Source organism: Tropicimonas sediminicola (genome assembly GCF_900188335.1).
Taxonomy (GTDB): domain Bacteria; phylum Pseudomonadota; class Alphaproteobacteria; order Rhodobacterales; family Rhodobacteraceae; genus Tropicimonas; species Tropicimonas sediminicola.
Window position 1 is genome coordinate 746,577 of record NZ_FZOY01000002.1, and the last position, 24,863, is coordinate 771,439.

Consider the following 24,863-nt stretch of genomic DNA (forward strand, 5'->3'; position numbering starts at 1 on the left):
CCACCAGAGCCACGACCTGAAGCGCCCTTCGAGTCAGTGCATCGAGCAAAAAGAAAGACGGGCCGGCTGTGTCGGCCGGCCCGTCTTCGGGGGATTGTGTCGTCAGTGGCAGGCCGCTAGGCGCCCTGCGCCGCCTGCCCCTTCTCCAGTTCCAGCCGCTGGGCCGCCGCACCCGGTTCGCCGCCGAGCGGCGCGAGCAGGCGATAGAAGACCGGCGTGAGGAACAGGGTGAAGACGGTGGCAAATCCGAGCCCACCGACGATGACCCAGCCAACCGCCTCGCGCGCCTCAGCGCCCGCGCCGGAGGCCATCACCAGCGGCAGGCCACCGACCACGGTGGACACCGCCGTCATCATCACCGGCCGCACCCGCAGGCGCACCGCGTCGCGGATCGCCGTGTCGATGTCGAGCCCGCGCTCCCGGAGCTGGTTGGCGAACTCGACGATCAGGATGCCATTCTTGGCCATGATGCCGATCAGGATCACCAGGCCGATCTGGCTGTAGTAGTTGAGCGTGCCGCCCGTCAGCCAGATCGCCATCACAGCCGCGCCGAGCCCGAAGGGCACGGTCAGCATGATCACCACCGCCGAAGCGAAGCTCTCGAACTGCGCCGCCAGCACCAGCAGGACCACCAGCAGCGCCACGCCGAACACCAGCGCGGTGCCTGACTGGCTTTCCTCCAGCGTCGCCGCCTCGCCCATGAAGATCAGGCGTGCGTCGTCCGACAGGATCTCCGCGGCCAGTTCCTCGGCCCGCGCGGCTGCCTCGCCGAGGCTCACGCCGTCGCCGAGGTTGGCCTCTCCCGGCACGGCGCGAGAGCGCTCCTCGCGGGACAGCCGGGAAGCTGTCGAGGAGGAGGACAGCGTCACCACCGAGGAGAGCGGCACGAAGACGCCGTCCCGGCTCAGCGACCATACGTTCTCGATATCGGACGGGTCCTGGATCGGCTTGCCGCCGGGCACCATTCGCACATCCGTCTCCTCGCCATTGGCGAAGACTTCCGTCGCGACGACGCCCTGGGTCAGGGTGTTGATCGTGGTGGCGATGCTTTCCGGCGAAAGGCCAAGCTGGGTCGCCATTTCCCGGTCGATATCCACCGAAAGGAGCGGTGTGGTCGTGTCGTAGGACAGCCGCGGGTTGGCAAAGGTCGGGTCCTGCTCCATCGCCGCGATCAGCGCGTCGCCCTCAGCGGCCAGCGCGGTGTAGTCGTTGCCGAGAAGCGCGAACTGAAGCCCGCGCCCGGCGCCGCGGATCCCGAGACTGTTGGGCGAGACCGCAAAGACCGAGATGCCGGGAACGTTGCGCAGCAGACGATTCAGCTCGCCTAGCAGTTCCTGGGCCGTCCGATCGCGCTCTTCCCAATCCGACAGGCGCACGATCACCGCCGCCCCGGAGGAACCGCCCCGACCGATCAGCGACTGCACGGCGGCGATCTCGCCACTCTCCACGTACGGCTCGATCAGTTCTTCGATCTTGCTGACCTGTGCATCGGTGAAGCTCAGGCTCGCCCCGGACGGCGCCGAGCCGACGATGAAGAACGCGCCCCTGTCCTCGGACGGTGTGAGGGCCGACGAGAGGTTGGTGAAGGTCCCGTAGCCGACGATCGCAAAGGCAATGGCGACCCCGATCGCGATGGCCGGCGCGGCCAGCGTGCCGTCCACGATCCGCAGGTAGAGCCCGGAGAGCCCGCGGCGGCTGCGCGCCTCTTCCTCGGCCTCCGTGACGTGCTTGTCTCCGCCCGGATCCAGCTTCGAGGCCAGCATCGGGGCGAGCGTCAGCGCCACGACCGAGGACAGCATCACGCAGAAGGCCAGCACAAACCCGAACTCGGCAAAGATTCCACCCGCCTGCCCCGGCAAAAAGGAGATCGGCACGAAGACCGCGGCCAGCGTCGCCGTGGTGGAGACCACGGCAAAGAACACCTCGTTGGTGCCGGTCGCGGCGGAAACGCGCGCGCCCATGCCCTGGTGGCGGCGGCGCACGATGTTCTCGACCACGACGATGGCATCGTCGACCACCATGCCGGTGGCCAGCACCAGCGCCAGGAGCGTGATCGTGTTGATGGAGAAGCCCGCAAGCCAGATCGCCGCCACCGAGCCGAGCAGCGAGACCGGAATGGTCACCGCCGGGATCAGGACCGCCCGCCAGGACCGCAGGAAGGCAAAGATCACCGCAACGACGATCAGCACGGCCATGCCGATGGTCATCGACACTTCCTCGATAGATTTCTCGATGAAGACGCCGTCGTCCGACACCACGATCAGCCGCACGTCGTCCGGCAAATCGGATTCGAGCTCCGCCACGGCGGCCCGGACGCCCTGCGAGATCGCAAGCGTGTTGCCAAGCGACTGGCGCACCACCGACATGCCGACCGAGCTCTGCCCGTCGACGCGGGAGAAGATCTCGCGTTCCTTGGCCGTGAGCTGAACCAGAGCGACATCGCCCACGCGGGTATGCGCATTGACCCGGAGATCGGCGATGGTCTCGGCGGTGATCTCGGGGTTCGCGCTGCGCAGGAGCACGGACTGGCTGCCCGAATCGAGGTCCCCAAGGGCCGTGTCGATCCGGAGCGTGCTGAGCGCGTCGCCGATATCGTCGAGTTCGAGGCCGCGGCCCACCAGTGCCGTCAGGAAGACCTCCACGCGGAACTCGTTCTCCTGCCCGCCCATGACCTCGATCTCGGCAATGCCGTCGATCGAGGACAGCCGGTCGGTCACCAGCCCCTCGGCCAGTTCGGTCATCTCCGCCATCGGCGCTTCGCCGATCAGGGCGAGACGGATGATCGGGTCGGAATCCGAATCGTTCTTGGCGATGGTGGGATCGTCGATGCCGTCAGGGAGCTGGCGTTCGGTCTGGCTGATGATCTCACGCGCCTCGTTGGCGGCGGTATCGACATCGGTGCCGTCATTGAGCTCCAGCGTCAGCCGGCTGCTGCCGTAGCCGGAGTAGGAGGAGATCGATTTCAGCCCGTCGAGCTGCGCCAGCGCGTCCTCGACGACCGAGGTCACCTCGGCATCGACCGTCTCCGGCGCGGCGCCGTCCCAGTTGATGCGGACCGACACCACCGGCTGGTCTACATCGGGCATCTCGCGAATCTCGACGCTCGTCAGGGCGGCGAGACCGGCGATGGCGATCAGCAGGTTGAGCACGATGGCGAGGATGGGGCGCGACACGAAGAGATCGGCGAACCCGGAACGGATCAGACGGTGCGCCATCAGTTGGCGCTCCCCTCGGCGGAGGCGCCCGGCGCGGCCTCGGCGGAGGCGACCCTGGCCGGTCGCGGGCTTTCAGCGGCGGACGCCGCCCCTGCCCCGGCCTCGCCCGCGCTGCCCGTCGGCGCCTCGCGGCGCGGGGCCGCCATGTCCGCGGCGGTGCCGACCTCGGCCCCTTCACGCATCTTCTGGACGCCCTCGACCACGATCTGCTGTCCGGCCACAAGCTCGGCGTCGAGCCAGACCCGGTCCTCGCTCCGGTGGCGAATGGCGACGCTCTGCGAACGCGCCACGCCGTTCTCGACCACCCAGACGGAGGCCCCGTCCCGGCCCCAGGTGATGGCATTTGCCGACACGCTCGGCAGCGGTTCGTTCTGGGTGTCGAGGATCACGTTGAAGATCATCCCCGGCAGCATGTAGCCGTCCGGGTTCTCGACCCGCGCGCGCACCTTGATGGTGCGGGTGGTGCTGTCGATCTGCCGGTCGAAGCCCTCGATCACGCCCTGGAATACCCGGCCGGGAAGCGATCCGGTGGTCAGGCGCACGGTCTGGCCGACCTCGACGATCCCCGCCGCACGGTCCGGCAGGCCGAACTCGATGGTCAGGACCGACTGGTCGGTGATCGTCACGATGGACGTGCCGGCCCCGAGAAAGGCGCCGGGCTCGACATCGGTGAGGCCGAGCATGCCGGAGATCGGGGCCCGGATCGTCTTTTGCTCGAGATCGTATTCGGCGCGGGCGAGGTTGGCTTCCGCGATCTCCAGTTGCGTGCTGGCCTCGGTCTCCGCCACGGCCGAGACCACGCCGCTGTTGGCCTGCCGCAGGGTGGTGTAGCGCTCCAGCGTGGAGCGCGCCTCCGAGAGGCTCGCCATCGCCGAACGCAGGGCGATCTGCTCCACCCGGTCATCGAGCGAAATCAGGGGATCGCCGGCCGCAACCTCCTCGTTCGCCCCGAAATGGACCTGCCGCACCTGGCCGGAAACCTCGCTTTCGACCCGGACGTTCGCCTTGGCCTTCGCGGTGCCGACGGAGCGGAAGGTATCGACGAAGGGCGACACCTCCACATCCGCAAGGGTCACCACGGTCGGACCGCCACCGCCCCGCGGACCGCCACCACCGGACCGCGCGCCCGCGGCCTGCTGGCTGCCCGCGCCCGCAACGCGCTCGGCGTCGGTCTCTACGGGCAGGCCAAAGGTGTAGATCCAGGCCGCAGCCACGATGGCCACCCCCAGCAAAAGGGAAAGAATCCGTTTCACGCGTCGTTCTCCGTGGATTGTCGCCGGCAGAGAATCCTGCCGTCCTGTCGCCTCGCTTCCAGGTTCAACGAAGCACTACCGCGTTTCCGTCGCGGGAAATCAGAATTTCCGCCGGTCTCGCGGATGCGTGATCCAACCCGCACTCAAGGCTGCGAAATCAGCTGGTTCGGAAGGCAGCACGAGGGGCCGCCGCGCAGTCATTGTGCGCCTGTGAGCTCAGGTCTCCTGCGGGGGCGCTTCCGGGACCACGCCGCCGTCCGGACCGATGGTCCAGAACGGATTGTGCGCAACTTCCCACGCATGACCGTCGGGATCCCGGAAATAGCCGGAATAGCCGCCCCAGAACACCTCCTGGGGCTCCTTCAGGATGTCCGTTCCGGCCGCGCGCAGCTTTTCGAAGATCGCATCGACCTCGGCACGGCTGTTGGTGTTGTGCGCCAAGGTCACACCGCGGTAGGCGGGCAAGGCACCGTCGAATGGCAACGTGGCATCCTCGGCCAACGCCTCGAGACCGTAGAGCGAGAGCACGACCCCGCCGAGGTCGTAAAACACGATCTCGCCCTGATCGCTCATCGGCGTCCAGCCCAGCACGCCGTTATAGAATGCACGCGCGGCATCGAGGTCCCGCACGCCGAGGCCGACCATGGTCATATGCTGCTTCATCCCGCTCTCCCGAGGCATAGGTGCAGGGACACCATGGACCGGGGCGCGGGTGGCGTCACCGGGAAATCTGCCGCCCGAGGGTTCCGGCCGCTTTCGGCAGCCGATAAGATCGGCCGATCGGATCTTGGATGCCTGACTTGCCTTACGAATGGATCACCCCGGACCTCGGCGACGCGACGTCTCCGCAGCACGAGCTTCACCTCTGGCCGCACCGCTCGCTGCCCAAACGCGGCTTTGCAGGCTTTATCGGCGGGACCTTCCTGCTGCTGCTCCTGCCGCTCTACCCGGCCATCGGCTCGCCGGTGCTCTGGGGGCTGTTGCCGTTCCTGATGGGCACGCTCTGGTTGCTCTACTGGGCGATCCAGCGCAGCTATCGCGACGGCGACGTGCTGGAGGAGCTGCGGATCTGGGAGGACCGGGTGCGGCTGGAACGGCATGCACGCCACCGGGCCACGCAGGACTGGGAGGCCAACCCGCACTGGATCGAGGTCGTACTGCATGCGACGGACGGCCCGGTTCCGAACTACGTCACCCTGCGCGGCGCCGGGCGCGAGGTGGAGATCGGCGCCTTCCTCAGCGACGAAGAGCGCGTTGACCTCTACCACGATCTGTCGCGATATCTGCCCGCAAGGGGGTAGTCTCATGGCCCAGGTACCGGCAACACCCAAAACGCGGCGGCTGCTGCGGCGGCTGGCAGCATCGACCCTCGGGGCCCGCTGGACCTTTGACCATTGTGTCCTCCAACCCTCCGAGCAGGAGGCACTGGAACGGCGCGTCAACGGCCGCCCCAGCCCGATCGAGCGTCCCACGGTCGTGTTCCTCCTTCCCCTCGTCGGGCGCCACCATGTCGGCAACTGGCACGAGGTGGAGGCCCGGCTCGCCGATACCGTGGCCAGCTTCCGTGGGCAGACATCGGATCGGTGGATGGCCGTGATCTGTGGGCAGGACCGTCCGGAGAGTATCGATTTCGACGGCCAGGTCCGCTTCCTGCCCTTCACCCGCGTGGTCGAGGGCAACGACAAGTGGTCCAAGCTCGACATGCTTTGCCGCCACCTGCCGGAGCTTGGGATCAGCACCGGCTATGCGATGAGCTTCGATGCCGACGACCTGCTGAACCGTCGCGCCGTGGCCGAGATGGTCTCGCGGCGGGAGCCCAACGGGTACCTCGTGACACGGGGGCTGGTCTTCGACGCCAAGAGCCGGGAGGTTGGTCTCTGCGCACCGCAGAGCCTGCTGCATCCCGGGCGCAAGCCATTCTGGAAGATGTGCGGCAGCTGTGCGGCCTTCCGTTTCGACCTGAGCGTGGAGGCGCATCGCGACGCGGAATTCCTCGCCGCCGCCACAGCGCACGAGCACCGCATGTTTCCCTATCTCGCTTCGCTGGCGGGCAGACCGCTGGCTCCACTCCGGCAGGAGGCGGCGATGTATATCGTCAACCACGGCGAGAATTTCGGGGTCCGGCGTGGCCGCGTGGGCTTCAAGACCCGCTACGTCGCCCGCTTCAAGGTGACCGACGACGCCGCCCTGGCGCGAATCGAGGCCGATTTCCCCATGGCATGAGCGACCGGCCCCGGGATGCGAGACAGGCGCTCAGCCCAGGCGGTTCTTCACCGCCGGTCCGACGGCGCCGAAATCCATCTGGCCGGTGTAGCGGGACTTGAGCGCTCCCATCACCTTGCCCATGTCGCGGATCCCCTGCGCGCCGGTCTCGGAAATGGCCGCATCAATCGCCTTCTCGACCTCTTCGTCGCTCAGCTGCCGCGGCAGGAACTCCTCGAGGATCACGATTTCCGCGCGTTCCTTCTCGGCCAGTTCAAGCCGGCCGCCCTCTTCGTAGGCGCGGGCGCTTTCCTGGCGTTGCTTCACCATCTTTCCGAGGATCTGCAGCACGTCCGCATCGGTCGCGCCTTCGGTCGAACCCTCCCCCCGGGTCGCGATGTCCCGGTCCTTGATCGCGGCATTGATGAGCCGCAGGGTCGAAAGGCGGTCTGCCTGCTTGTTGCGCATGGCATCCTTAAGACCCGCGTTCACACGTTCTCTCAGCTGCGTCATCGATTTTCCTTCGGGTTCCCCAAACTCGAACGCGCAACTTAGTGCGTGTGCCCGGGCCTGACAAGCTTGGCTTGACGCCCCCTCTCCTCCCCCATAGTTTGCCGCCGATTTGCCCGCAGGAGTTGACCGATGCCCCAGCCCACCCCCACCGCATGCCTCGCCCTCGCAGATGGCACGCTGTTCTACGGCACAGGTTTCGGAGCGACCGGCCAGACGGTGGCGGAGCTTTGCTTCAACACCGCGATGACGGGCTACCAGGAGATCATGACGGACCCGTCCTACGCGGGACAGGTCGTGACCTTCACCTTCCCGCATGTCGGCAACGTCGGTGTGAACCCCGAGGATGACGAGACGGCAGACCCGGTCGCCGCCGGCATGGTGGTGAAGTGGGATCCGACCACGCCGTCCAACTGGCGTGCCGCCGAGCCGCTGAAGACCTGGCTGGAGCGGCGCGGCCGGATCGGCATCGGTGGCATCGACACCCGCCGCCTGACCCGGGCGATCCGCCGGCAGGGCGCGCCGCACGTGGCCATCGCCCATGATCCGGAGGGCAAGTTCGACATCGAGGCGCTGATCGAGTCGGCCCGGGGCTTCTCCGGCCTCGTCGGCCTCGACCTTGCCCGCGACGTGACCTGCGCCCAATCCTACCGCTGGGACGAGATGCGGTGGGCCTGGCCGGAGGGTTATGCCCGGCAGGAGGCCCCCAAGCACAAGGTCGTGGCGCTGGACTACGGCGCCAAGCGCAACATCCTGCGCTGCCTCGCCTCCGCCGGCTGCGATGTGACCGTCCTGCCCGCCACCGCGACCGCCGAGGAAGTCCTCGCGCACAATCCCGACGGCGTGTTCCTGTCGAACGGTCCGGGCGATCCGGCCGCGACCGGCCAGTACGCCGTGCCGATGATCCGCGAGATCCTCGACAGGACCGAGTTGCCGCTGTTCGGGATTTGCCTCGGCCACCAGATGCTGGCGCTGGCACTTGGCGCCAAGACGATCAAGATGAACCACGGGCATCACGGCGCGAACCACCCCGTGAAGGACCTCGAGACGGGGAAGGTCGAGATCACCTCGATGAACCACGGCTTCACGGTCGACAGCCAGACCCTGCCCAAGGGCGTCAAGGAAACCCACGTCTCGCTCTTCGACGGGTCTAACTGCGGTATCCGGATGTCCGAACGCCCGGTCTTCTCGGTGCAATATCACCCCGAGGCAAGCCCGGGCCCGCAGGACAGCTACTACCTGTTCGAGCGCTTCGCTGCGGCCATGGCGGCACGGACGGAGCTCGCCTGACACTCTCGCTCCGCCGGTTAACGTACTGTTAACCAAGGACTAGGCAATGTTGCCCCCAATTCCAGTGGGGGCAGCTTGCCAGTTACATGACCGCGCCGACACGACAGCCGCTCAAGCCCGTCCCGGCGCAGTCCTTTCTGCGGCGCGCCCGCACCCTGCCCGACAGCGGGCCGCAGCTCGTCCGCGTCAATCCCGCACCGCATGTCCTGATCGGGCAACGCCTCGTCGATCGCGGCGCGCTCGATCCCGGCGATCTCGTCAAGGCGCTGGCCATGCAGGCCCGGCAGGACGCGCGGCTTGGCGACATCCTGCTCTGCAATCGGATGGTCAGCGAATCGGAGCTGATGGAGGCGCTGTCGGAGCAATGGTCCGCCGCCATCGCCGATCTGGATGCCACGGCGCCGGATGCCCGGCTGATCGACGCGCTCGGTGCGGCGCAATGCCTGCGCGACCGGTTGCTGCCCTGGCGTCGCAGCGGCAGCGCCGTGGTTGTCGCCACCACCCACCCCGAACGCTTCGCCGCAATGCGACCGGACCTGGAGGCCCGGCTCGGCCCCGTGGTCATGGCACTGACCACGGAGGCGGCACTGCACCGCGCCTTGATGCAGGTGCGCAACCCGACCTTGGCCATGCGCGCCGAACATCGCGTGCCGTCCTTCTATTCCTGCCGTGGCTGGGGAACGCCGGCGGCGGCCAGGCTGATGCTCGCCGGTGTCCTCGCCGTGACCGCCGCCGCGCTGGTGTTTCCCGCCACGATCTTCTCGGTTCTCGCCAGCTGGGCCGTGTTCACGCTGGTCGCCACGGCGTCCCTCAAGGGCGCGGCGCTCGTCACCACGGCCCGGCACCTGCGGGGAATGCGCCGGGCGCTCTTTTCCCCCGCGCCGGACACCCGCCCGGCGATTGCCCGGCTGCCGACCGTTTCGGTCATGGTGCCACTGTTCCACGAAGAGGACATCGCCGGCCGCCTGATCCAGCGCCTGACCCGGCTGGCCTATCCCAAGGAGCTGATGGACATCCTGCTCGTCGTCGAGGAATCCGACGAGGTCACCACGGAGGTGCTGTCCCGCACCAGCCTGCCGGTCTGGATGCGGGTCGTCACCGTCCCGTGCGGCGGCGTCCAGACCAAGCCGCGCGCGCTGAACTACGCACTCGACTTCTGCCGCGGGCAGATCGTCGGCGTGTGGGACGCAGAGGACGCCCCGGAGCCGGACCAACTGCACAAGGTGGTGCGTCATTTCCACGAGCGCGGGCCGGAAGTCGCCTGCCTGCAAGGCGTTCTCGACTACTACAACCACAGCACCAACTGGCTCAGCCGCATGTTCACCATCGAATACGCGAGCTGGTTCGGCGTGGTCCTTCCCGGCCTGCAACGCCTCAACCTCGCGCTGCCGCTCGGCGGCACGACGCTCTACTTCCGGCGCGAGGCCCTGGAAAAGATGGGCGGCTGGGATGCGCATAACGTGACCGAGGATGCCGACCTCGGCATGCGGGTCGTGCGTCATGGCTACCGGACCGAGATGGTCGAGACCGTGACACAGGAGGAGGCGAACTGCCGCGTCGTGCCCTGGATCAAGCAGCGCTCCCGCTGGCTCAAGGGCTATGCAATCACATGGGCGGTCCACATGCGCTCGCCCAGGCGCCTCTGGCGCGACCTCGGTCCCTGGAAATTCCTCGGCTTCCAGATCCTGTTCCTCGGCACCCTCACCCAGTTCATCCTCGCGCCGGTGCTCTGGTCCTTCTGGCTCCTCACCCTCGGCTTGCCCCACCCGTTGACCGGCCTGATCCCGGTGCCGCTCTACTGGGGCCTGATGGCCATCTTCGCGATCTCGGAACTGGTCAACCTGTCCGTCAGCGCCTTCGCGGTCCGCAAGCCGGGACGTCGGTTCCTCATGCTCTGGTTGCCGACGCAGCACTTCTACTATCCCCTTGCCGCCGCCGCGTCCTACAAGGCCGTCTACGAAATCCTTGCCCGACCCTTCTATTGGGACAAGACGCAGCACGGCCTGCACGACGAACCCGAAGAACTGGAAACCGAGGAGGCGCCGGCGCCACTGCAAGAGGATCTGGCAGTCACGCCTTGCGAATAGCGGGGCAGCCTGACGGGACCGAAGCCGGCTGCGCTCCACTGGCCTTCGCAGCGACTGACGCCTTGCGCCGGCGTCAGGGGGAGGTGTTGGCCGCGCTGTCCTGGGTAAGGCGCTGCACGAAAGCGCTGGAGATATGGGCCTTGAGCGCGTCGTAGGCCTCCTGCTCCTTGTGTCCCCGGATCGCGTCCACGATCACCTGGTGCTCGTTGAGCGCCGCGGCGCCCCGGCCCTCGGCGGCCAGCGAGGTCGTCGCCATCAGCGCCATGGAGCGGTAGACGAGGTCGAGCTGCTGCACGAGGTAACGGTTGTGCGAGGCCAGGTGGATCTGCCGGTGAAAGCGCCGGTTGGCGCGGGCCAGCGCGGCGGGATCCTCGACCAGCTTGCGATCGGCGTCGATCATGTTCTGGAGAACCTGCACCTCCTCGACCGCCGCATGCCTGGCCGCGAGCCGCGCCGCGAGTCCCTCGAGTTCGGAGCGCACCACGTAGAGTTCGGCCAGCTGGTTATGGTCGAGCGAGGCCACGATCAGGCTGCGTCCGTCACGGGCCAGAAGCGATTGGGTCTCGAGCCGCTGCAAGGCCTCCCGCACCGGCGTCCGGGACACGCCGAACCGGTCCGCCAGCTCGCTCTCCACGAGGCGATCGCCCGGCTTGTAGATCCCCACGTCGATCGCCTCGAGAATCATCTCGTAGGCATCTTTCTGGGCAGGCTTGTCGCTGGGCATCGGTCATTCCTCGGTTCGCGGCAGGTCGCGGGGGAACACGCTACCCGATACCGACCGAAACTCAAGAAGTTGGGCGCCACGGCGAACGGCCGGAACGTCGCATGGCCCTGCTTGCACGCCAGCCGGCACCGCCCTAGGGTCCGCGCATGATCCATTCCAGCTTCTCCCACGTCCAGACCTGGGTCTTCGACCTCGACAACACGCTCTATCCGCCGGAGATGCGCCTGTTCGATCAGATCGAGGTCCGCATGACGGCCTGGGTGATGCGCGAGCTGGGGGTCGAGCGCGACGAGGCGGACCGGCTGCGGCAGCACTACTGGAGCCTCTACGGCACCACGCTGGCCGGGCTGATGCGCGAGCACGGCACCGACCCGTCGGGATACCTGCACGAGGTGCATGACATCGACTTCGGGCACCTGGTTCCGGATCCGGACCTGGCGCGCGGCATCGAGGCGCTGCCCGGGCGGCGCATCGTCTACACCAACGGGTCGCGGCCCTATGCCGAGCGGGTGATCGCGGCACGCGGGCTGGAGGGGCTGTTCGACGCCGTCTATGGCGTCGAACACGCGCAGTTTCATCCCAAGCCGGAACGCATCGCCTTCGAGACGGTCTTTGCCACCGACGGGCTTGAACCCGACAAGGCGGCGATGTTCGAGGACGACCCCCGCAACCTCGCAGCGCCGCACGAGATGGGTCTGCGCACCGTGCACGTGGCGCCAGAGCCGACCGGCGCGCCCCATATCCATCACCATACGGACGACCTCGCGGCCTTTCTCGGCGAGATCGCCGGGCGCTGAGACACGCCCGGCCCTGCCCTCCGGCTGCGGCAAGATGGGCGCGCGCGTCCCCGCGTGATATGCGATAGGGTGAATGGACGTCGAAATCCGGAGCATTCAGATGAGCGAAGACCACACCCCACCGACCGAAAGCCTCGAACCCTATACCGGAGAACGCGGCTGGAAGGGCCTTTCCCGCAGCGAGGGCGAAGGCGCGGCCTTTGCGCTCGTGGCGCTGCTGGTCGTGATTGCCGTGCTGGTCGGGCTGACCATGGGCGCGGCCGGTGTCGGCGTGCTCTTCGTGCTGCTGACCTTCGTCTCGCTGGCCATTCTCGTCGTCATCTCGATGGGTGGCTAGGCACAGGATGCGCCCCGGACGATGGCCGGGGCCCTTTGCCGCTTGCGACTTCCCAGCCATGCGCCCTACATCCGCCTGCAGGAGGGTCCGACCATGGCACGCACCGAAACCGAAATCCTGATCGCCGGCGGCGGGATCGCCGGCCTCACCGCGGCGCTGGCCTTTGGCCGCGCCGGGTTCCGCACCATGCTGGTCTCGCCGGAGCCGCCGGTGACCGACGGCGAGGCCGACGGCTCCGACCTGCGCTCGACGGCCTTTCTGCAACCCGCAAGGGCGCTGTTCGAGGATATCGGCCTGTGGGACGATCTCTCCGAGACCGCGACACCGCTGAACGTGCTGCGTGTCGTCGACACGGTGGGCTGGCCGCCGCAGATCCGTGACAGCCGGGAGTTCATGGCAAGCGACCTTGGCGAGCAGAGCTTCGGTTGGAACCTGATGAACTGGCGCGTTCTCAAGGGATTGTCGCGGGTTCTTGACGGGTTCGAGACGGTCGATCTCCGCTTCGGCACGCGTTTCAAGTCGATGGTCGCCCGCGACACCGGCGCCATCGTGCGGCTCGACAACGGGGAATCGGTCGCGGCGAAACTCGTCATCGGCGCCGACGGCCGTAACTCCGCAGTACGGGAAGCTGCCGGGATCGGCGTGAAGACGACGCGCTATGGCCAGAAGACCCTCGCCTTCGTCGTCGGCCACACCAAGCCCCACGCCAATGTCTCGACCGAGATCTACAACGAGGGCGGCCCTTTCACACTGGTGCCCCTGCCCGATCTCGACGGGCAGCCGGCCTCGGCGGTGGTCTGGATGAACCCGGGACCGCGGGCCGAGACGCTGGCCGGCATGGACCAGGCCGCCTTCGAGGCCCGGATGTCGGAGCGCTCCTGCTACATCCTCGGGCCGCTGCACCTGAAATCCGAACGCCGGCTCTGGCCGATCATCAGCCAGCGCGCCGAACGCCTCTCGGCGCCGCGGGTGGCGATCATGGCCGAGGCCGCTCATGTGATCCCGCCGATCGGCGCGCAGGGCCTCAACACCTCGCTGAACGACCTGATCCTGCTGCGCGACCTTGCGCTGATGGCGGGGCGCGAGGGTCTGGGCGAGGCAAAGATGCTGGACGCTTATGACCGGCAGCGGTCGGCCGACATCCGGCGGCGCGTGGGCGCCATCGACCTGTTCAACCGGGTGACGCGCTCACCCAATCCCCAGGTGCAGATGCTTCGCCTGACCGGGATGAAGGCGGTGCACGACCTGACCGGGCTGCGCCAGGCGATCATGCGGGCCGGCATGGGCCACTAGGGGCACCACCGGGGGGCCAGCCCCCCGGGGTATTGTCGTCAGGAAGACGTGTCAGAGCACCTTGTCGACAGCGGCCTGCAGGCGGGCAAGCGCGCCGGGCACGTCGTAGAGCTTGTCGAGTCCGAAGAGGCCGAGGCGGAAGGTCCGGAAGTCCTCCGGCTCGTCGCATTGCAGCGGCACGCCGGCGGCGATCTGCAGCCCTTCGGCGGCGAACTTCTTGCCGTTCTGGATCTCCGGATCGTCGGTGTAGCTCACGACCACGCCGGGCGCGCCGAAGCCGTCGGCAGCGACCGAGCGGACGCCCTTTGCAGCCAGCATCCGGCGCACGCCGTCGCCGAGCGCCCATTGCGCCTCCCGCAGGCGTTCGAACCCGTGCTCGCGCGTTTCCAGCATCGTGTCGCGGAAGGTGCGGAGCGCATCCGTCGGCAGCGTGGCGTGATAGGCATGGCCGCCGTTCTCGTAGGCGGCCATGATCGCGCGCCATTTCTTGAGATCCAGCGCGAAGCTGGAACTCTCAGTTGCCTCGAGCCGTGCCACGGCGCGGGAGCTCATCATCACCAGCCCCGCACAGGGCGACGCGGACCAGCCCTTCTGCGGCGCCGAGATCAGCACGTCGACGCCGGTGGCCTTCATGTCGACCCAGGCGGCGCCGGAGGCGATGCAGTCGAGCACCATCAGCGCGCCGACCTCGTGAGCGGCCTCGGCCAGCGCCGTGACGTAGGTGTCGGGCAGGATCAGTCCCGCCGCGGTTTCGACGTGGGGGGCAAAGACGACGTCGGGCCTGGCCTCGCGGATCTTTGCGGTGACTTCCTCGATCGGCGCGGGCGCGAACGGGGCGCGCGTGTCATTGCCCGCCTGGCGCGCCTTCATCACTGTGGTCTGCGAGGTGAAGCGGCCGGCGTCGAAGATCTGGCTCCAGCGGAAGGAGAAGAAACCGTTGCGCACGACCAGCGCATGGGCGTCGGTGCCGAACTGGCGCGCCACGGCCTCCATTCCGCAGGTGCCGCCGCCGGGCACCAGAGCCACGGCATCCGCATTATAGACCTCGCGCAGCATTTCGCTGATGTCGCGCATCACCTGCTGGAAAGTCGCGCTCATGTGGTTGAGCGAGCGGTCGGTGAAAACGACGGAATACTCCAGCAGCCCGTCGGGATCTACGGTGTCGAGCAAAGCGGCCATAGGTGCCTCCCCTGATGCGTGTCGTTCCCTGCTACCGCGCGCCCATCGGTTTGGCAAATGGGGGAATCACCCTTCGGGGTCGTAACCGTAGCGGGCACAGGCTGCTTCCAGCCTCGACCGCGCCGCGCCTGACAGCACCGCCCAATCCACCGCTTCGCCGCTTGGCGGACGGGTGTTGGTGTCCCGCGGGACGGTGGCGAAAGCGGCATCGATGGCCTCGGGCGCCGCAGTGACGCCGACGTGGTCGAGCATCTTGCCGAAAGCGGCCGGATCGAGATCCTCGACCCGGAGCCGCATGTAGCTCCCGCGGGCGTTCTTCTCGACCAGGTCGTTCCAGACCACCCAGAACTCCGCGAGGTAGCGCACCTTGTCGGCAAAGGCCGCCTCGTTGACCGCTTCCGCGCCCCGGTTGTTGATCTTGATGCGGGTGTACCGGTTCCTGAGATCGGCATGGGTCATGCCCTTGGAGATCCGGGAAAGGACAAACCGCCGGGGGTGGCGCAGCTGGTGCACGACCGGAATCGAGGGGTGTAGCCAGGCCAGGAATGGCGCCGCCTGCCAGGCGATCTCGGCCGCGTAATCGCCCCAGTCGAGGCCGAACAGGTGGTGACGGTCGGCCTTGCGGTCATAGAAGACGCCGGGCCAGCGGCGCTTGATGTAGGGAAAGAATTCCTCGTGACGGGCGTCGACACCGACCTGGCGAAAGAGATGCGTGGTGAAGGTCGTGCCGGACCGGCCGCACCCGGTCACCACGAATTTGCCCTGCATGATCGCCTCCCAGCCAGCCTCCCGCGCAGCTATGACACGTCAGACGGCGGCATCCAACCGGATCAGCCGAGCGGACCCGGCAGCCGTTCCTCGCTGAGCATCACGTTGGCCTCCACGTTGCCGGCGCCCGGAAGGGTCATGATGCGGCGACGCAGGACACGTTCGAAATCGGCAAGGTCGCGCGCCACGACCTTCAGCCGGTAGTCGAACAGGCCGAGCACGTGTTCGATCGTCTGGACCTCGGGAATGGCCGAGGCCGCACGTTCGAACTCGTCAAGCGACACACGCCCCTTGGTGGCGAGTTTCACGCCGAGAAAGACCGTGACGCCGAAGCCGAGCGCCTCGCGATCGAGCACGAGCCGGCGGCCGGAAATCACGCCGCTCTCGGTCAGCCGGCGAATGCGGCGCCATGCAGCGGGTTGTGACAGGCCCAGCCGACGGCCCAGCTCGCCGGCGCTGAGCGCGGCATCGGCGCGAAGCGCGCGCAGGATCGCGCGGTCGGTCTCGTCCAGGTCGATCACAGCGGCAGGATCTCCCGGGACTTGATGGTCGCCACGTGAACCAGCGCCTCGACGTCGGCGATATGCGGCAGGGTCAGGATCCTCGTCCGGTAGAGATGCTGATAATGCGCCATGTCGCGGGCGATGATCACCAGCCGGAGGTCGACACGCCCGAGAAACGTCTGGATTTCAAGCACCTCCGGCACCTTTCTCGCCTCGCGAATGAAGACATCAAAGGCGTTGGACTGGGTCTTGTCGAGCGAAATGCGAAGAGAGACATGCACCTGGTAGCCGAGCGCGTGCCAGTCGATCACCGCCTCCTGTCCCTTGAGAATACCGCGGTCACGCATCCGCGTGAGACGCCGGGAACAGACCGAGGGCGTGGTGCCCGCGGCGCTCGCGAGATCGGCAATGGCGATTCCCGGGTCGGGCTGAAGGTGGCGCAGCAGGCGGCGGTCGAGGTCGTCGAGCATGAATTCACCGAATTTGGTTAGAAACACTTATAGAATGCACCGCCTTTTCCGCCAATCCGGGAAATTCGAAACGTCCATGCACGCCTTTTGCCTAGAATGCCGCCAGCAACACCGCTCAAGTCAAGACTGAAGGAAAACACCATGCGCGTGTATTACGACCGCGATTGCGACATCAACCTGATCAAGGACAAGAAGGTCGCCATCCTGGGCTACGGCTCGCAGGGCCACGCCCACGCCCTGAACCTGCGCGACAGCGGCGCCAAGAACGTCGTCGTCGCCCTGCGCGAAGGCTCCGCCTCCGCCGCCAAGGCCGAGGGCGAAGGCCTGAAAGTGATGGGCATCGCCGAAGCCGCCGCCTGGTGCGACCTGATCATGTTCACCATGCCCGATGAACTGCAGGCCGAGACCTACAAGAAATACGTGCATGACAACCTGAAGGAAGGCTCCGCGATCGCCTTTGCCCACGGTCTGAATGTGCATTTCGGCCTGATCGAGCCGAAGCCCGGCGTCGACGTGATCATGATGGCCCCCAAGGGCCCCGGCCACACCGTGCGCGGCGAATACACCAAGGGCGGCGGCGTGCCCTGCCTCGTCGCGGTGCATAACGACGCTTCCGGCAAGGCGCTGGAGATCGGCCTCAGCTATTGCTCCGCCATCGGCGGCGGCCGCTCGGGCATCATCGAGACCAACTTCCGCGAGGAATGCGAAACCGACCTGTTCGGCGAGCAGGCCGTTCTCTGCGGTGGCCTGGTCGAGCTGATCCGCATGGGCTTCGAGACACTGGTCGAGGCGGGATACGCCCCCGAGATGGCCTATTTCGAGTGCCTCCACGAGGTGAAGCTGATCGTGGACCTGATCTACGAAGGCGGCATCGCCAACATGAACTACTCGATCTCGAACACCGCCGAATACGGCGAGTACGTCTCCGGGCCCCGCATCCTGCCCTACGACGAGACCAAGGCCCGCATGAAAGCCGTCCTGACCGACATCCAGACCGGCAAGTTTGTGCGTGACTTCATGCAGGAAAACACCGTCGGCCAGCCGTTCTTCAAGGGCACCCGCCGCCTGAACGACGAGCACCAGATCGAACAGGTCGGTGAGAAGCTGCGCGGCATGATGCCGTGGATCTCCGCCGGCAAGATGGTGGACAAGGCGCGCAACTGAAGCCGCCACCCCGTTGAAAGAAAAGGGCGCTCCGAGGAGCGCCCTTTTTGTTTCGGAAGCCCGGTTTCGGCCTCAGGCCGCGGCTTCCACGGCGGCCACCACCGCCGCGACGACTTCTTCCATCAGCGTCGCATCCTCGCTTTCCGCCATGACACGGATCAGCGGTTCGGTTCCGGACTTGCGGATCAGAAGCCGGCCGTTGCCGGAAAGCTGCGCTTCGGCCGCCGCGATCGCCTTCTGGACCGACAGCGTTTCCAGCGGCGTCTGGCCTTCCTTGAAGCGGACATTGCGCAGCAATTGCGGCACCGTCTCGAAGGTCATGGACAGGGCCGAGGCCGGCAGCCCGGTATCCGCCATCCCGGCCAGGAACTGCAGCGCGGCGATCAGACCGTCGCCCGTCGTGGCGTAATCCGTGAACACGATGTGCCCGGATTGCTCGCCCCCGAGGTTGAACCCGCCGGCACGCATCCGCTCGACGACGTAGCGGTCGCCAACCGGCGTCCGCTCCAGCCGTAGCCCGCGGCCCTCGAGGTAACGCTCCAGCCCGAGGTTGGACATCACGGTCGCGACGAGCGCACCGCCCCGCAGCCGGCCCTCCTCGGCCCAGCGGGAGGCCATCAGCGCCATGATCTGGTCACCGTCGGCGACCCGGCCCTTCTCGTCGATGATCATCAGCCGGTCGGCGTCGCCGTCGAGGCAGATGCCCACATCGGCGCCATGTTCCAGCACCGCGGCCACGGCCGCCTCGGTATGGGTGGAGCCGCATTCCTTGTTGATGTTGAGTCCGTCCGGCGAGACCCCCAGCGGGATCACCTCGGCCCCCAGTTCCCACAGCACTTCCGGCGCCGTGCGATAGGCCGCGCCATTGGCGCAATCGACCACCACCTTCATGCCGGTCAGCCGCAGATGGGTGGGAAAGCTCGCCTTGGCGCGTTCGATATAACGGAAGCGGCCGTCGTCGATCCGGCGGGCGCGGCCGATGTTCTCGGCCTTGGCCAGTTCGACCCCGTTCACCACCAGCGCCTCGATCTCGGCCTCCGCCTCGTCCGAGAGCTTGAAGCCGTCCGGCCCGAAGAACTTGATGCCGTTGTCGTAATGCGGGTTGTGACTGGCCGAGATCATGATCCCGACGTCGGCCCGCATGGACGAGGTCAGGAAGCCCACCGCCGGCGTCGGCACCGGGCCGAGCAGTAGCACGTTCATGCCGGTCGAGGTCAGCCCCGCGGTCAGTGCGTTCTCGAACATGTAGCCCGAGAGCCGGGTGTCCTTGCCGATCACCACCCGGTGGCCGGACTTGCCGTCGCGGCGGAAATACCGACCGGCCGCAGCGCCGAGCTTCAGCGCCATTTCGGCGGTCATCGGGTGCGCGTTGGCGCGCCCCCGCACGCCGTCGGTTCCGAACAGGTTCCTGCTCATCTTCCCCCCTCGGGTTGTTTCCCTGACCAGGCAGCCCGCGCGAGGCGTAGCGCCTGCGCGGTTTCCGCGGTGTCGTGCACCCTCACTATCTGCACCCCTTGCGCCACGGCCGCAAGCGCCACGGCGATGGACCCAGGTGCCCTGTCGCGCGCCTCGGCCGCACCGCCGACAGCGCCGACGAAGCGCTTGCGCGATGCCCCAAGCAGGACCGCGCATCCGAGGGTGTGGAACAGCGACAGGCGGGCAAGCAGCGCGAGGTTGTGCTCCAGCGTCTTGCCGAAGCCGATGCCCGGGTCGACGATCACCCGCTCCCTCGGCAACCCGCCGGCCTCGGCACGGATCAGGCGCTCTTCGAGGAAGTCGTAGACGTCGAGCAGCACGTCGTCGTAGCGCGGATCGTCCTGCATCGTGGCCGGCGTGGCCACCGAATGCATCAGGCAGAGCGGCGCGCCGGTTTCGGCCAGAAGCGGCAGCATCGCCGGGTCGAAGCCAAGCCCGGAGACATCGTTGACGAGATCGGCGCCCGCCGCGAGCGCGGCACGAGCAACCTCTGCCTTGCGGGTGTCGATCGAGATTGGCGACGCCACGCCCGAGGCCCGGAGTTCGGAAATCACCGGCACGGTGCGGGCGATCTCCTCCGGTACGGGCACCTCGTTGGCGCCGGGCCGGGTGGACTCGCCGCCGATGTCGATGATCTCGACCTCCTGCGCCATTTCCCTGGCCCGACGCAGTGCGGTGCTCCGCTCCTCGTGCTCGCCGCCGTCGGAAAAGCTGTCCGGGGTCACGTTCAGGATGCCCATGATCGCGGGCGTCTCGAAGCTCAGCCCCGCGAGGGCCGGCCGGGGCGCGGTGAGCCGGGCCAGAACCGCGGACGGAACGGCGTCGCAGCCCATCACCATCGGCGCGGCTCCGCGCCGAAGCAGCTCGACACGATCGAACCATGCCCAGCCGCCGGCCAGTGTCACCGCCCCGTCCGGGCGTGCCGGATCGCAGCTCGGGATCGGGCGATAATAGTCGGTCATTGGACCCCTGCTCAGGTTCTGACGAGGTGCCGCAGCTATAGCGCCAGTTCGTCCTCGAGTGCCAGCAGGTCGCCCCGTGGCACCTCCGCCCCCAGGCCGATGAAGCGTTCCGCCTCGAGCGAGCGCGCGAACCAGCCCGAGAGCGCGGCGGCCTCGCGCGGCCCGGCGTCAGGCCCCTCCACGGCATCCAGAACGATCTTCGACGGGGCCCAGACGACGATTCGCCCGGCATGGATGGCATGGGTGATCTCTGTGCGGCTGTTGACCACGATGCACCGGCGGTCGCGCGCGGCCAGCACCCAGGCGTTCTGCTCCAGCGCCAGAAGATCGATCCGGCGCTGCGGCATGGACGCGCCCGCAACCGGCGTGGCGGCGTCGGGCATCCCGACGGTCAGCACAACGGGGCGCTTCAGGCGCTCGATCTGGTCGAGCCAGCCCGGAAGCCGCTTGTCCGCAATCGCCGCGTTGGACAGGTGCAGCACCAGCGGCCGGGAATAGCGGTCGGGCTCCGGTTCGGCCGGTCGCACGACGGCGCGGGAGCGCTCGATCTCGACACCGAGCGCATAGGGCCCGCGGTCGAGCTTCTCGATCCGCACGAAGACCCGGCGCGCCCGCGGCTCGCCAAGAAGGCGTTCGGCGATCCGCTCCGCCAGCGTCTCCAGCAGGCTCAGCCGTTCGGCCGCGAGCGAGGCGTCGATCGCCTCGGTGATCGCGTCATAGCTGAGGATGCGGTCCACATCGTCGGCCAGCGGCGCCGCGGCATGACCAACCTCGACCACGACGTTGAAGCGCAGGCGCTGCTCCACGCCGCGCTCCTCCTGGAACGCACCGATCTCGACGGTGCGGATATAGTCGCGCAGGGAGATGCGGTCGCGGGGAGCATCCGCGGGCGCCGTCGCGGAGGCACGGCTTTCGGGATGGGCGAAGGCGAGTGTGATGTCGGTCGTCATGCCGGCTTCATGACACGTTCCGCCGGCAAAGCCACGCGGCAAACGACGAATTCGGACCACATGCGACCCCTGCGGCCTGCCGGACGCGCCCGGGGAACGTATCCGACGTTCCTTTCAGGCGATCGGGCATCAGGAGCGTCGCGGGCTTACGAGCGCGGGTGGCGGTAGAACCGATGCACCCCGATGTCCGCCGTCCGCGGGAATTTCTTCGCCCAGGACGGGCGCACGGCGGTGGTGTGGTAGTGGGTGGCCCCACCGGTCAGCAGTCGCGGCGCGCCGTTCAGCATCAAACGCGCCACCTTGCCGACCCGGCGGAAGGCGGAGGGCTCGTTGATGTTCTCGGGATTGCCATCGCAGGTGTAGGTGAACTGGCACTGGTACCGCTTGCCGGTGCCCTGGTTGACCACGCCGCAGACGGTGTTCGGGTAGAGCGGGCTCTTGACGCGGTTGAGGATCACTTCAGCCACCGCGAACTGGCCCTTCACGCTCTCGCCGCGCGCCTCGAAATAGAGCGCCTCGGCCAGGCATTCCCATTCCTGCCCGCCCTCGACGAAGGGCTGCTTGTCGATCCAGCCCCGGGTGTAGCTCACGGACTTGAAGGTGCGCGGGCGCGATTTGGCACGGAGGGAGCTGCTCGGGGCCAGACGCCCCAGATGGTCGTCGCTGAGCGAATTCAGCACGCGGCTTTCCATTCCCATCAGGCTCTCCAGCCGGTCAGCCCCAGACCCTGACGGGTCCGTGGAGGTCGACAGACGGACTTCGGCTTGTGCTGCACCGGAGAGCGAAATACCGAAAACAAGAGACAGAACGGTTGCACGCAAAAACGACATAAGACTTTCCCACCCAGCGACGCGTCTGGCCACGTCGAGCCGTCGGGGGCGATAGCGCACGACGGCTTCGGGTGTAAATGCCACAATCCGCCCGAATCGGCAGGGAAGCTGACCCAACGGCAGAATCGTGGCCAAAATGTGACGGATCTGGGCGGATTTCCGCCAGAAATCGGCAGAAAACTGCGCGTTTTCAATCTTCTGAGTCTGGCACTCCCGGCGGTTGAAGCGCCAGATGCGCCGCAGCGAGTCGCGCGACGGGCACCCGGAAGGGCGAACAGGACACGTAGTCGAAGCCCGCGTCCCGGCAGAATCCGATGGTGTCCGGATCGCCGCCATGCTCGCCGCAGACCGACAGAACGACGTCCCTGCGGGTCTCCCGCCCGCGCTCCGCGCCGATCAGCAGCAGCTCCCCGACGCCGTCGCGATCGAGCGAGTGGAACGGGTCTTCGTGGAACACGCCATTGCTGACGTATGTTCCCATGAAGCGCCCGGCGTCGTCGCGGGACAGCCCGTAGGTCATCTGCGTCAGGTCGTTGGTGCCGAAGCTGAGAAAGGCGGCGTAGCCCGCGATCTCGCCCGCCCGCAGCGCCGCGCGGGGCGTTTCGACCATCACGCCGAGCCGGTAGTCGAAGCCCTGCCCCGTCTCAACACGCACCGAGGCGGCCACGGAGTCGATCCGCGCCTTGACCAGTTCCACCTCGCGCTTGGCCGAAACCAGCGGGATCATCACCTCCGGCACCACCGCGGCGCCGGCCTGCCGGCTCGCCTCAACCGTGGCCTCGAAGATCGCGCGGACCTGCATGTCGTAGATCTCGGGCATGGTGACGCCGAGCCGCACGCCGCGCATGCCGAGCATCGGGTTGAACTCCGACAATGCGTCGACGCGCCGGGTGACGTCGCTCAGCGGCAGGTCGAGGGATTCCGCCAGCGCCATGAGGCCCTCGCGATCGGACGGAAGGAACTCGTGCAACGGCGGGTCGAACAGGCGGATGCAGACAGGTTGGCCCGCCATGATCCGGAACAGCTCCACGAAATCCTCGCGCTGCATCGGCAGCAGGCGATCCAGCGCCGCCTGCCGGTCGACCTCGCTGTCGGCAAAGATCATCTCCCGCATCACCGTCAGGCGGGCGGGCTCAAAGAACATGTGCTCGGTGCGGCAGAGGCCGATCCCGTCGGCCTCGAAGGTCTCGGCCATGCGCGCGTCGTCGGGCGTGTCCGCGTTGGCACGGATGCCGATGTCGCGCACCTCGTCGGCCCATCGCATGAGCGTCCGGAACGGCCGGTCGAGCGCCGGTTCCAGCATCGGCACCGCCCCGGCCAGCGCCTCGCCCGTTGTGCCATCCACGGTGACGATGTCGCCCTCGTGGAACACGCGCCCATCGGCGGTGGTCACGGTCTTCTCGCGGCGTGAAATCCGCATCCGCGACGCGCCCACGATGCAGGGCAGCCCGAGTCCGCGGGCAATCACCGCGGCGTGGCTGGTCATGCCGCCGCGCTCGGTGATGATACCCTGCGCCGCATGCATGCCGCGGATATCCTCCGGCGTCGTTTCGCGCCGCACCAGGATGCAGGGCAGCTCGTGGCTGGCCGAGGTCTGCGCGGCGCGGGAGGAGAAGACCAGCCGCCCGGTGGCGCCGCCGGGGCTGGCGGCAATGCCCTTGAGGATAACGTCCCGCTTCGCTTCCGGGTCGACCTGCGTGTGCAGCAACTCGGTCAGCGACATCGGCTCCACCCGCAGCAGCGCCTGCTCGGGCGAGATGATCCCGTCCTCGGCCAGCGCCACCGCGACCTTCACATCGGCCCGCGCGCTGCGGACGACCTTGACCGCGTCGAGCACCCGCAGCTCGCCGTGCGAGACGGTGAACTTGATCTCCATCTCCTCGCGCAGGTTCGTCCGGCAGGTGTCGAGGATGCGCGTCAGCTGCGCGAAGAGCTCAGGCGCCTCCTCCTCCATCGAGGCCCCGCGCGGATCGGCGGCAAGGAACATCTCCTGGCGCTTGCGCCCTGATCGGCCCTTGCGCTTGTAGCGACCGGTGATCTGGCGGTCGCCGGTCACCTTGTCGATCATCCGGATCACCCCGGAGCCGCTTTCGCCGGTGCCGAGCCCCGGCGCCATGTCCTGCACCACCAACCCCAGCCCGGCATCGACCGGCGCGCCCCGCGCCTGCCGCAGCAGCCGGGCACTCACCCCTTCCCAGGCGCGCGCCATCGAGCGCAGCACTTCCTGCATCTGCTCCGCGGGGTCCTGCGGGAAGGGCTCGTCCATCTCGATCTCGAAGGCCGCCAGCGCCGCTCGGACCGGATCGTCGTCCTCCGCGGCCTCCTCGAAGGGCTCCGGGTCGAGCCGCGCGACCTCGATCGCATAGGCCTGGATAAACTTGACGTATTGTGCGGAGGCCGCCTCGCGGCCGATCGTCTTGCAGAGTTCCGCGTAGCGCTCGTTGTTCATCCCGATGTTGAGCACGGCCCCGGGCCCGCCCCAGTCGGGATCGGCGCTCGACGGACGCACCGAGACCAGCGGCGTCCGCCCGAAGGCGGAGAGCAGCCGCGGCGTGTCCGGCCGCGCGCCTTCGGCAATCTTGTGCACCGCGCCGAACGAGATCGCCACGGTGCGCGGGATCGGGATATCGAGCCGCACCAGGCGCTGAAGGCATTTCGCCCGGCCGCCATGCGTGTCGGTGCGCACGTCCGCCGTGGGCGTGATCAGCGTGAAATCCTTGAGGTCTCCCGGGTTCAACACAGGCGATTCCTTCGTATTGCGCCGGCACCACAAGGATAGCCGAGCCGCCCCCTGCCACAACCGCTGCCGTGCAGCATCGCGGATTGCAGGCATTCGCGCAACAGCGGCCCACC

Annotated in this window: 22 protein-coding genes; 8 read left to right on the plus strand and 14 right to left on the minus strand. The window is 67.6% G+C overall.

The genetic code is table 11. From position 1 onward, the window contains the following. Positions 1-116: 116 nt before the first annotated feature. The 3 genes from CHB86_RS07795 to CHB86_RS07805 form a co-directional block, all read right to left on the minus strand. Positions 117-3,215 carry an efflux RND transporter permease subunit gene (locus tag CHB86_RS07795; protein WP_089232427.1) on the minus strand — a complete coding sequence of 1,033 codons (3,099 nt, stop codon included), beginning with the start codon at positions 3,213-3,215 and terminating at the stop codon, positions 117-119. Then, the gene (locus CHB86_RS07800) at positions 3,215-4,468 is read right to left on the minus strand and encodes an efflux RND transporter periplasmic adaptor subunit (protein ID WP_176442803.1); all 1,254 of its coding nucleotides are present in this window, start codon (positions 4,466-4,468) and stop codon (positions 3,215-3,217) included. The genes CHB86_RS07795 and CHB86_RS07800 overlap by 1 nt, the downstream gene beginning before the upstream one ends. Positions 4,469-4,684: 216 nt before the next feature. Beyond that, positions 4,685-5,131, minus strand: coding sequence for a VOC family protein (locus CHB86_RS07805; RefSeq protein ID WP_089232429.1), 447 nt, complete (start codon positions 5,129-5,131; stop codon positions 4,685-4,687). Positions 5,132-5,268: 137 nt separating this feature from the next. On the opposite strand from CHB86_RS07805, the gene CHB86_RS07810 reads away from it, so the two are divergent. Both CHB86_RS07810 and CHB86_RS07815 read left to right on the plus strand, forming a co-directional pair. Further along, positions 5,269-5,769, plus strand: coding sequence for a DUF2244 domain-containing protein (locus CHB86_RS07810; RefSeq protein WP_425445415.1), 501 nt, complete (start codon positions 5,269-5,271; stop codon positions 5,767-5,769). Between the two features lie 4 nt (positions 5,770-5,773). Then, the gene (locus CHB86_RS07815) at positions 5,774-6,691 is read left to right on the plus strand and encodes a hypothetical protein (RefSeq protein WP_089232431.1); all 918 of its coding nucleotides are present in this window, start codon (positions 5,774-5,776) and stop codon (positions 6,689-6,691) included. Positions 6,692-6,721: 30 nt separating this feature from the next. Here the strand turns inward: CHB86_RS07815 and CHB86_RS07820 are convergent, their stop codons facing one another. Further along, positions 6,722-7,183 carry a GatB/YqeY domain-containing protein gene (locus CHB86_RS07820; protein WP_089232432.1) on the minus strand — a complete coding sequence of 154 codons (462 nt, stop codon included), beginning with the start codon at positions 7,181-7,183 and terminating at the stop codon, positions 6,722-6,724. A 129-nt stretch (positions 7,184-7,312) separates the two neighbouring features. Here CHB86_RS07820 and carA point away from each other — a divergent pair, with 129 nt between their 5' ends. Both carA and CHB86_RS07830 read left to right on the plus strand, forming a co-directional pair. Continuing rightward, a complete protein-coding gene (carA, locus tag CHB86_RS07825; protein ID WP_089232433.1) occupies positions 7,313-8,470 on the plus strand; it encodes a glutamine-hydrolyzing carbamoyl-phosphate synthase small subunit in 1,158 nt (385 codons plus the stop codon). 86 nt (positions 8,471-8,556) lie between these two features. Continuing rightward, entirely contained in the window at positions 8,557-10,557 is a 2,001-nt protein-coding gene (locus tag CHB86_RS07830) for a glycosyltransferase (RefSeq protein WP_089232434.1), read from the plus strand. Between the two features lie 73 nt (positions 10,558-10,630). On the opposite strand, the gene CHB86_RS07835 is transcribed toward CHB86_RS07830, so the two are convergent. Beyond that, entirely contained in the window at positions 10,631-11,281 is a 651-nt protein-coding gene (locus CHB86_RS07835) for a GntR family transcriptional regulator (protein ID WP_089232435.1), read from the minus strand. 146 nt (positions 11,282-11,427) lie between these two features. Between CHB86_RS07835 and CHB86_RS07840 the strand changes: the two genes are divergently transcribed. The 3 genes from CHB86_RS07840 (at position 11,428) to CHB86_RS07850 (ending at position 13,708) form a co-directional block, all read left to right on the plus strand. Next, on the plus strand, positions 11,428-12,078 hold the full coding sequence (locus tag CHB86_RS07840; protein WP_089232436.1) for a pyrimidine 5'-nucleotidase: 651 nt from the start codon (positions 11,428-11,430) through the stop codon (positions 12,076-12,078). Between the two features lie 100 nt (positions 12,079-12,178). Beyond that, a complete protein-coding gene (locus CHB86_RS07845; protein WP_141134842.1) occupies positions 12,179-12,415 on the plus strand; it encodes a hypothetical protein in 237 nt (78 codons plus the stop codon). A gap of 93 nt (positions 12,416-12,508) precedes the next feature. Then, entirely contained in the window at positions 12,509-13,708 is a 1,200-nt protein-coding gene (locus CHB86_RS07850; protein ID WP_089232438.1) for an FAD-dependent monooxygenase, read from the plus strand. 51 nt (positions 13,709-13,759) lie between these two features. On the opposite strand, the gene CHB86_RS07855 is transcribed toward CHB86_RS07850, so the two are convergent. The 4 genes from CHB86_RS07855 to CHB86_RS07870 form a co-directional block, all read right to left on the minus strand. Next, the gene (locus tag CHB86_RS07855; RefSeq protein ID WP_089232439.1) at positions 13,760-14,887 is read right to left on the minus strand and encodes an aminotransferase class V-fold PLP-dependent enzyme; all 1,128 of its coding nucleotides are present in this window, start codon (positions 14,885-14,887) and stop codon (positions 13,760-13,762) included. A 66-nt stretch (positions 14,888-14,953) separates the two neighbouring features. Next, positions 14,954-15,655: a hypothetical protein gene (locus CHB86_RS07860; protein WP_089232440.1), complete on the minus strand. Its 702-nt coding sequence runs from the start codon at positions 15,653-15,655 to the stop codon at positions 14,954-14,956. Positions 15,656-15,717: 62 nt separating this feature from the next. Next, positions 15,718-16,176: an Lrp/AsnC family transcriptional regulator gene (locus tag CHB86_RS07865; protein WP_089232441.1), complete on the minus strand. Its 459-nt coding sequence runs from the start codon at positions 16,174-16,176 to the stop codon at positions 15,718-15,720. Then, a complete protein-coding gene (locus CHB86_RS07870; protein WP_089232611.1) occupies positions 16,173-16,628 on the minus strand; it encodes an Lrp/AsnC family transcriptional regulator in 456 nt (151 codons plus the stop codon). The genes CHB86_RS07865 and CHB86_RS07870 overlap by 4 nt, the downstream gene beginning before the upstream one ends. Before the next feature lie 141 nt (positions 16,629-16,769). Between CHB86_RS07870 and ilvC the strand changes: the two genes are divergently transcribed. Then, positions 16,770-17,792 carry a ketol-acid reductoisomerase gene (gene ilvC, locus CHB86_RS07875; RefSeq protein WP_089232442.1) on the plus strand — a complete coding sequence of 341 codons (1,023 nt, stop codon included), beginning with the start codon at positions 16,770-16,772 and terminating at the stop codon, positions 17,790-17,792. A gap of 72 nt (positions 17,793-17,864) precedes the next feature. Here ilvC and glmM read toward each other — a convergent pair whose 3' ends face one another. From glmM to CHB86_RS07900, 5 genes are all read right to left on the minus strand, one after another. Next, positions 17,865-19,208 (minus strand): phosphoglucosamine mutase, encoded by a 1,344-nt coding sequence (gene glmM / locus CHB86_RS07880; protein WP_089232443.1) that lies wholly within the window; start codon positions 19,206-19,208, stop codon positions 17,865-17,867. Further along, positions 19,205-20,230, minus strand: a complete 1,026-nt coding sequence (gene folP, locus CHB86_RS07885) for a dihydropteroate synthase (RefSeq protein WP_089232444.1) — start codon at positions 20,228-20,230, stop codon at positions 19,205-19,207. Before folP ends, glmM begins: the two co-directional genes overlap by 4 nt. Positions 20,231-20,265: 35 nt before the next feature. Then, positions 20,266-21,180 carry a dihydroneopterin aldolase gene (locus CHB86_RS07890; RefSeq protein WP_089232445.1) on the minus strand — a complete coding sequence of 305 codons (915 nt, stop codon included), beginning with the start codon at positions 21,178-21,180 and terminating at the stop codon, positions 20,266-20,268. A gap of 146 nt (positions 21,181-21,326) precedes the next feature. Then, positions 21,327-21,878, minus strand: coding sequence for a cell wall hydrolase (locus CHB86_RS07895; protein WP_245837811.1), 552 nt, complete (start codon positions 21,876-21,878; stop codon positions 21,327-21,329). 322 nt (positions 21,879-22,200) lie between these two features. Further along, positions 22,201-24,843 carry a putative PEP-binding protein gene (locus tag CHB86_RS07900; protein WP_089232447.1) on the minus strand — a complete coding sequence of 881 codons (2,643 nt, stop codon included), beginning with the start codon at positions 24,841-24,843 and terminating at the stop codon, positions 22,201-22,203. Positions 24,844-24,863: the final 20 nt, after the last annotated feature.

What these genes read in the sequence shown, in the direction of transcription:
- CHB86_RS07795 (WP_089232427.1), bottom strand. Translation starts at nt 3,215, where the DNA reads ATGGCGCACCGTCTGATCCGTTCCGGGTTCGCCGATCTCTTCGTGTCG.
- CHB86_RS07805 (WP_089232429.1), bottom strand. Translation starts at nt 5,131, where the DNA reads ATGAAGCAGCATATGACCATGGTCGGCCTCGGCGTGCGGGACCTCGAT.
- CHB86_RS07815 (WP_089232431.1), top strand. Translation starts at nt 5,774, where the DNA reads ATGGCCCAGGTACCGGCAACACCCAAAACGCGGCGGCTGCTGCGGCGG.
- CHB86_RS07820 (WP_089232432.1), bottom strand. Translation starts at nt 7,183, where the DNA reads ATGACGCAGCTGAGAGAACGTGTGAACGCGGGTCTTAAGGATGCCATG.
- carA (WP_089232433.1), top strand. Translation starts at nt 7,313, where the DNA reads ATGCCCCAGCCCACCCCCACCGCATGCCTCGCCCTCGCAGATGGCACG.
- CHB86_RS07830 (WP_089232434.1), top strand. Translation starts at nt 8,557, where the DNA reads ATGACCGCGCCGACACGACAGCCGCTCAAGCCCGTCCCGGCGCAGTCC.
- CHB86_RS07835 (WP_089232435.1), bottom strand. Translation starts at nt 11,281, where the DNA reads ATGCCCAGCGACAAGCCTGCCCAGAAAGATGCCTACGAGATGATTCTC.
- CHB86_RS07840 (WP_089232436.1), top strand. Translation starts at nt 11,428, where the DNA reads ATGATCCATTCCAGCTTCTCCCACGTCCAGACCTGGGTCTTCGACCTC.
- CHB86_RS07845 (WP_141134842.1), top strand. Translation starts at nt 12,179, where the DNA reads ATGAGCGAAGACCACACCCCACCGACCGAAAGCCTCGAACCCTATACC.
- CHB86_RS07850 (WP_089232438.1), top strand. Translation starts at nt 12,509, where the DNA reads ATGGCACGCACCGAAACCGAAATCCTGATCGCCGGCGGCGGGATCGCC.
- CHB86_RS07855 (WP_089232439.1), bottom strand. Translation starts at nt 14,887, where the DNA reads ATGGCCGCTTTGCTCGACACCGTAGATCCCGACGGGCTGCTGGAGTAT.
- CHB86_RS07860 (WP_089232440.1), bottom strand. Translation starts at nt 15,655, where the DNA reads ATGCAGGGCAAATTCGTGGTGACCGGGTGCGGCCGGTCCGGCACGACC.
- CHB86_RS07870 (WP_089232611.1), bottom strand. Translation starts at nt 16,628, where the DNA reads ATGCTCGACGACCTCGACCGCCGCCTGCTGCGCCACCTTCAGCCCGAC.
- ilvC (WP_089232442.1), top strand. Translation starts at nt 16,770, where the DNA reads ATGCGCGTGTATTACGACCGCGATTGCGACATCAACCTGATCAAGGAC.
- glmM (WP_089232443.1), bottom strand. Translation starts at nt 19,208, where the DNA reads ATGAGCAGGAACCTGTTCGGAACCGACGGCGTGCGGGGGCGCGCCAAC.
- folP (WP_089232444.1), bottom strand. Translation starts at nt 20,230, where the DNA reads ATGACCGACTATTATCGCCCGATCCCGAGCTGCGATCCGGCACGCCCG.
- CHB86_RS07890 (WP_089232445.1), bottom strand. Translation starts at nt 21,180, where the DNA reads ATGACGACCGACATCACACTCGCCTTCGCCCATCCCGAAAGCCGTGCC.
- CHB86_RS07895 (WP_245837811.1), bottom strand. Translation starts at nt 21,878, where the DNA reads ATGGGAATGGAAAGCCGCGTGCTGAATTCGCTCAGCGACGACCATCTG.
- CHB86_RS07900 (WP_089232447.1), bottom strand. Translation starts at nt 24,843, where the DNA reads ATGCCTGCAATCCGCGATGCTGCACGGCAGCGGTTGTGGCAGGGGGCG.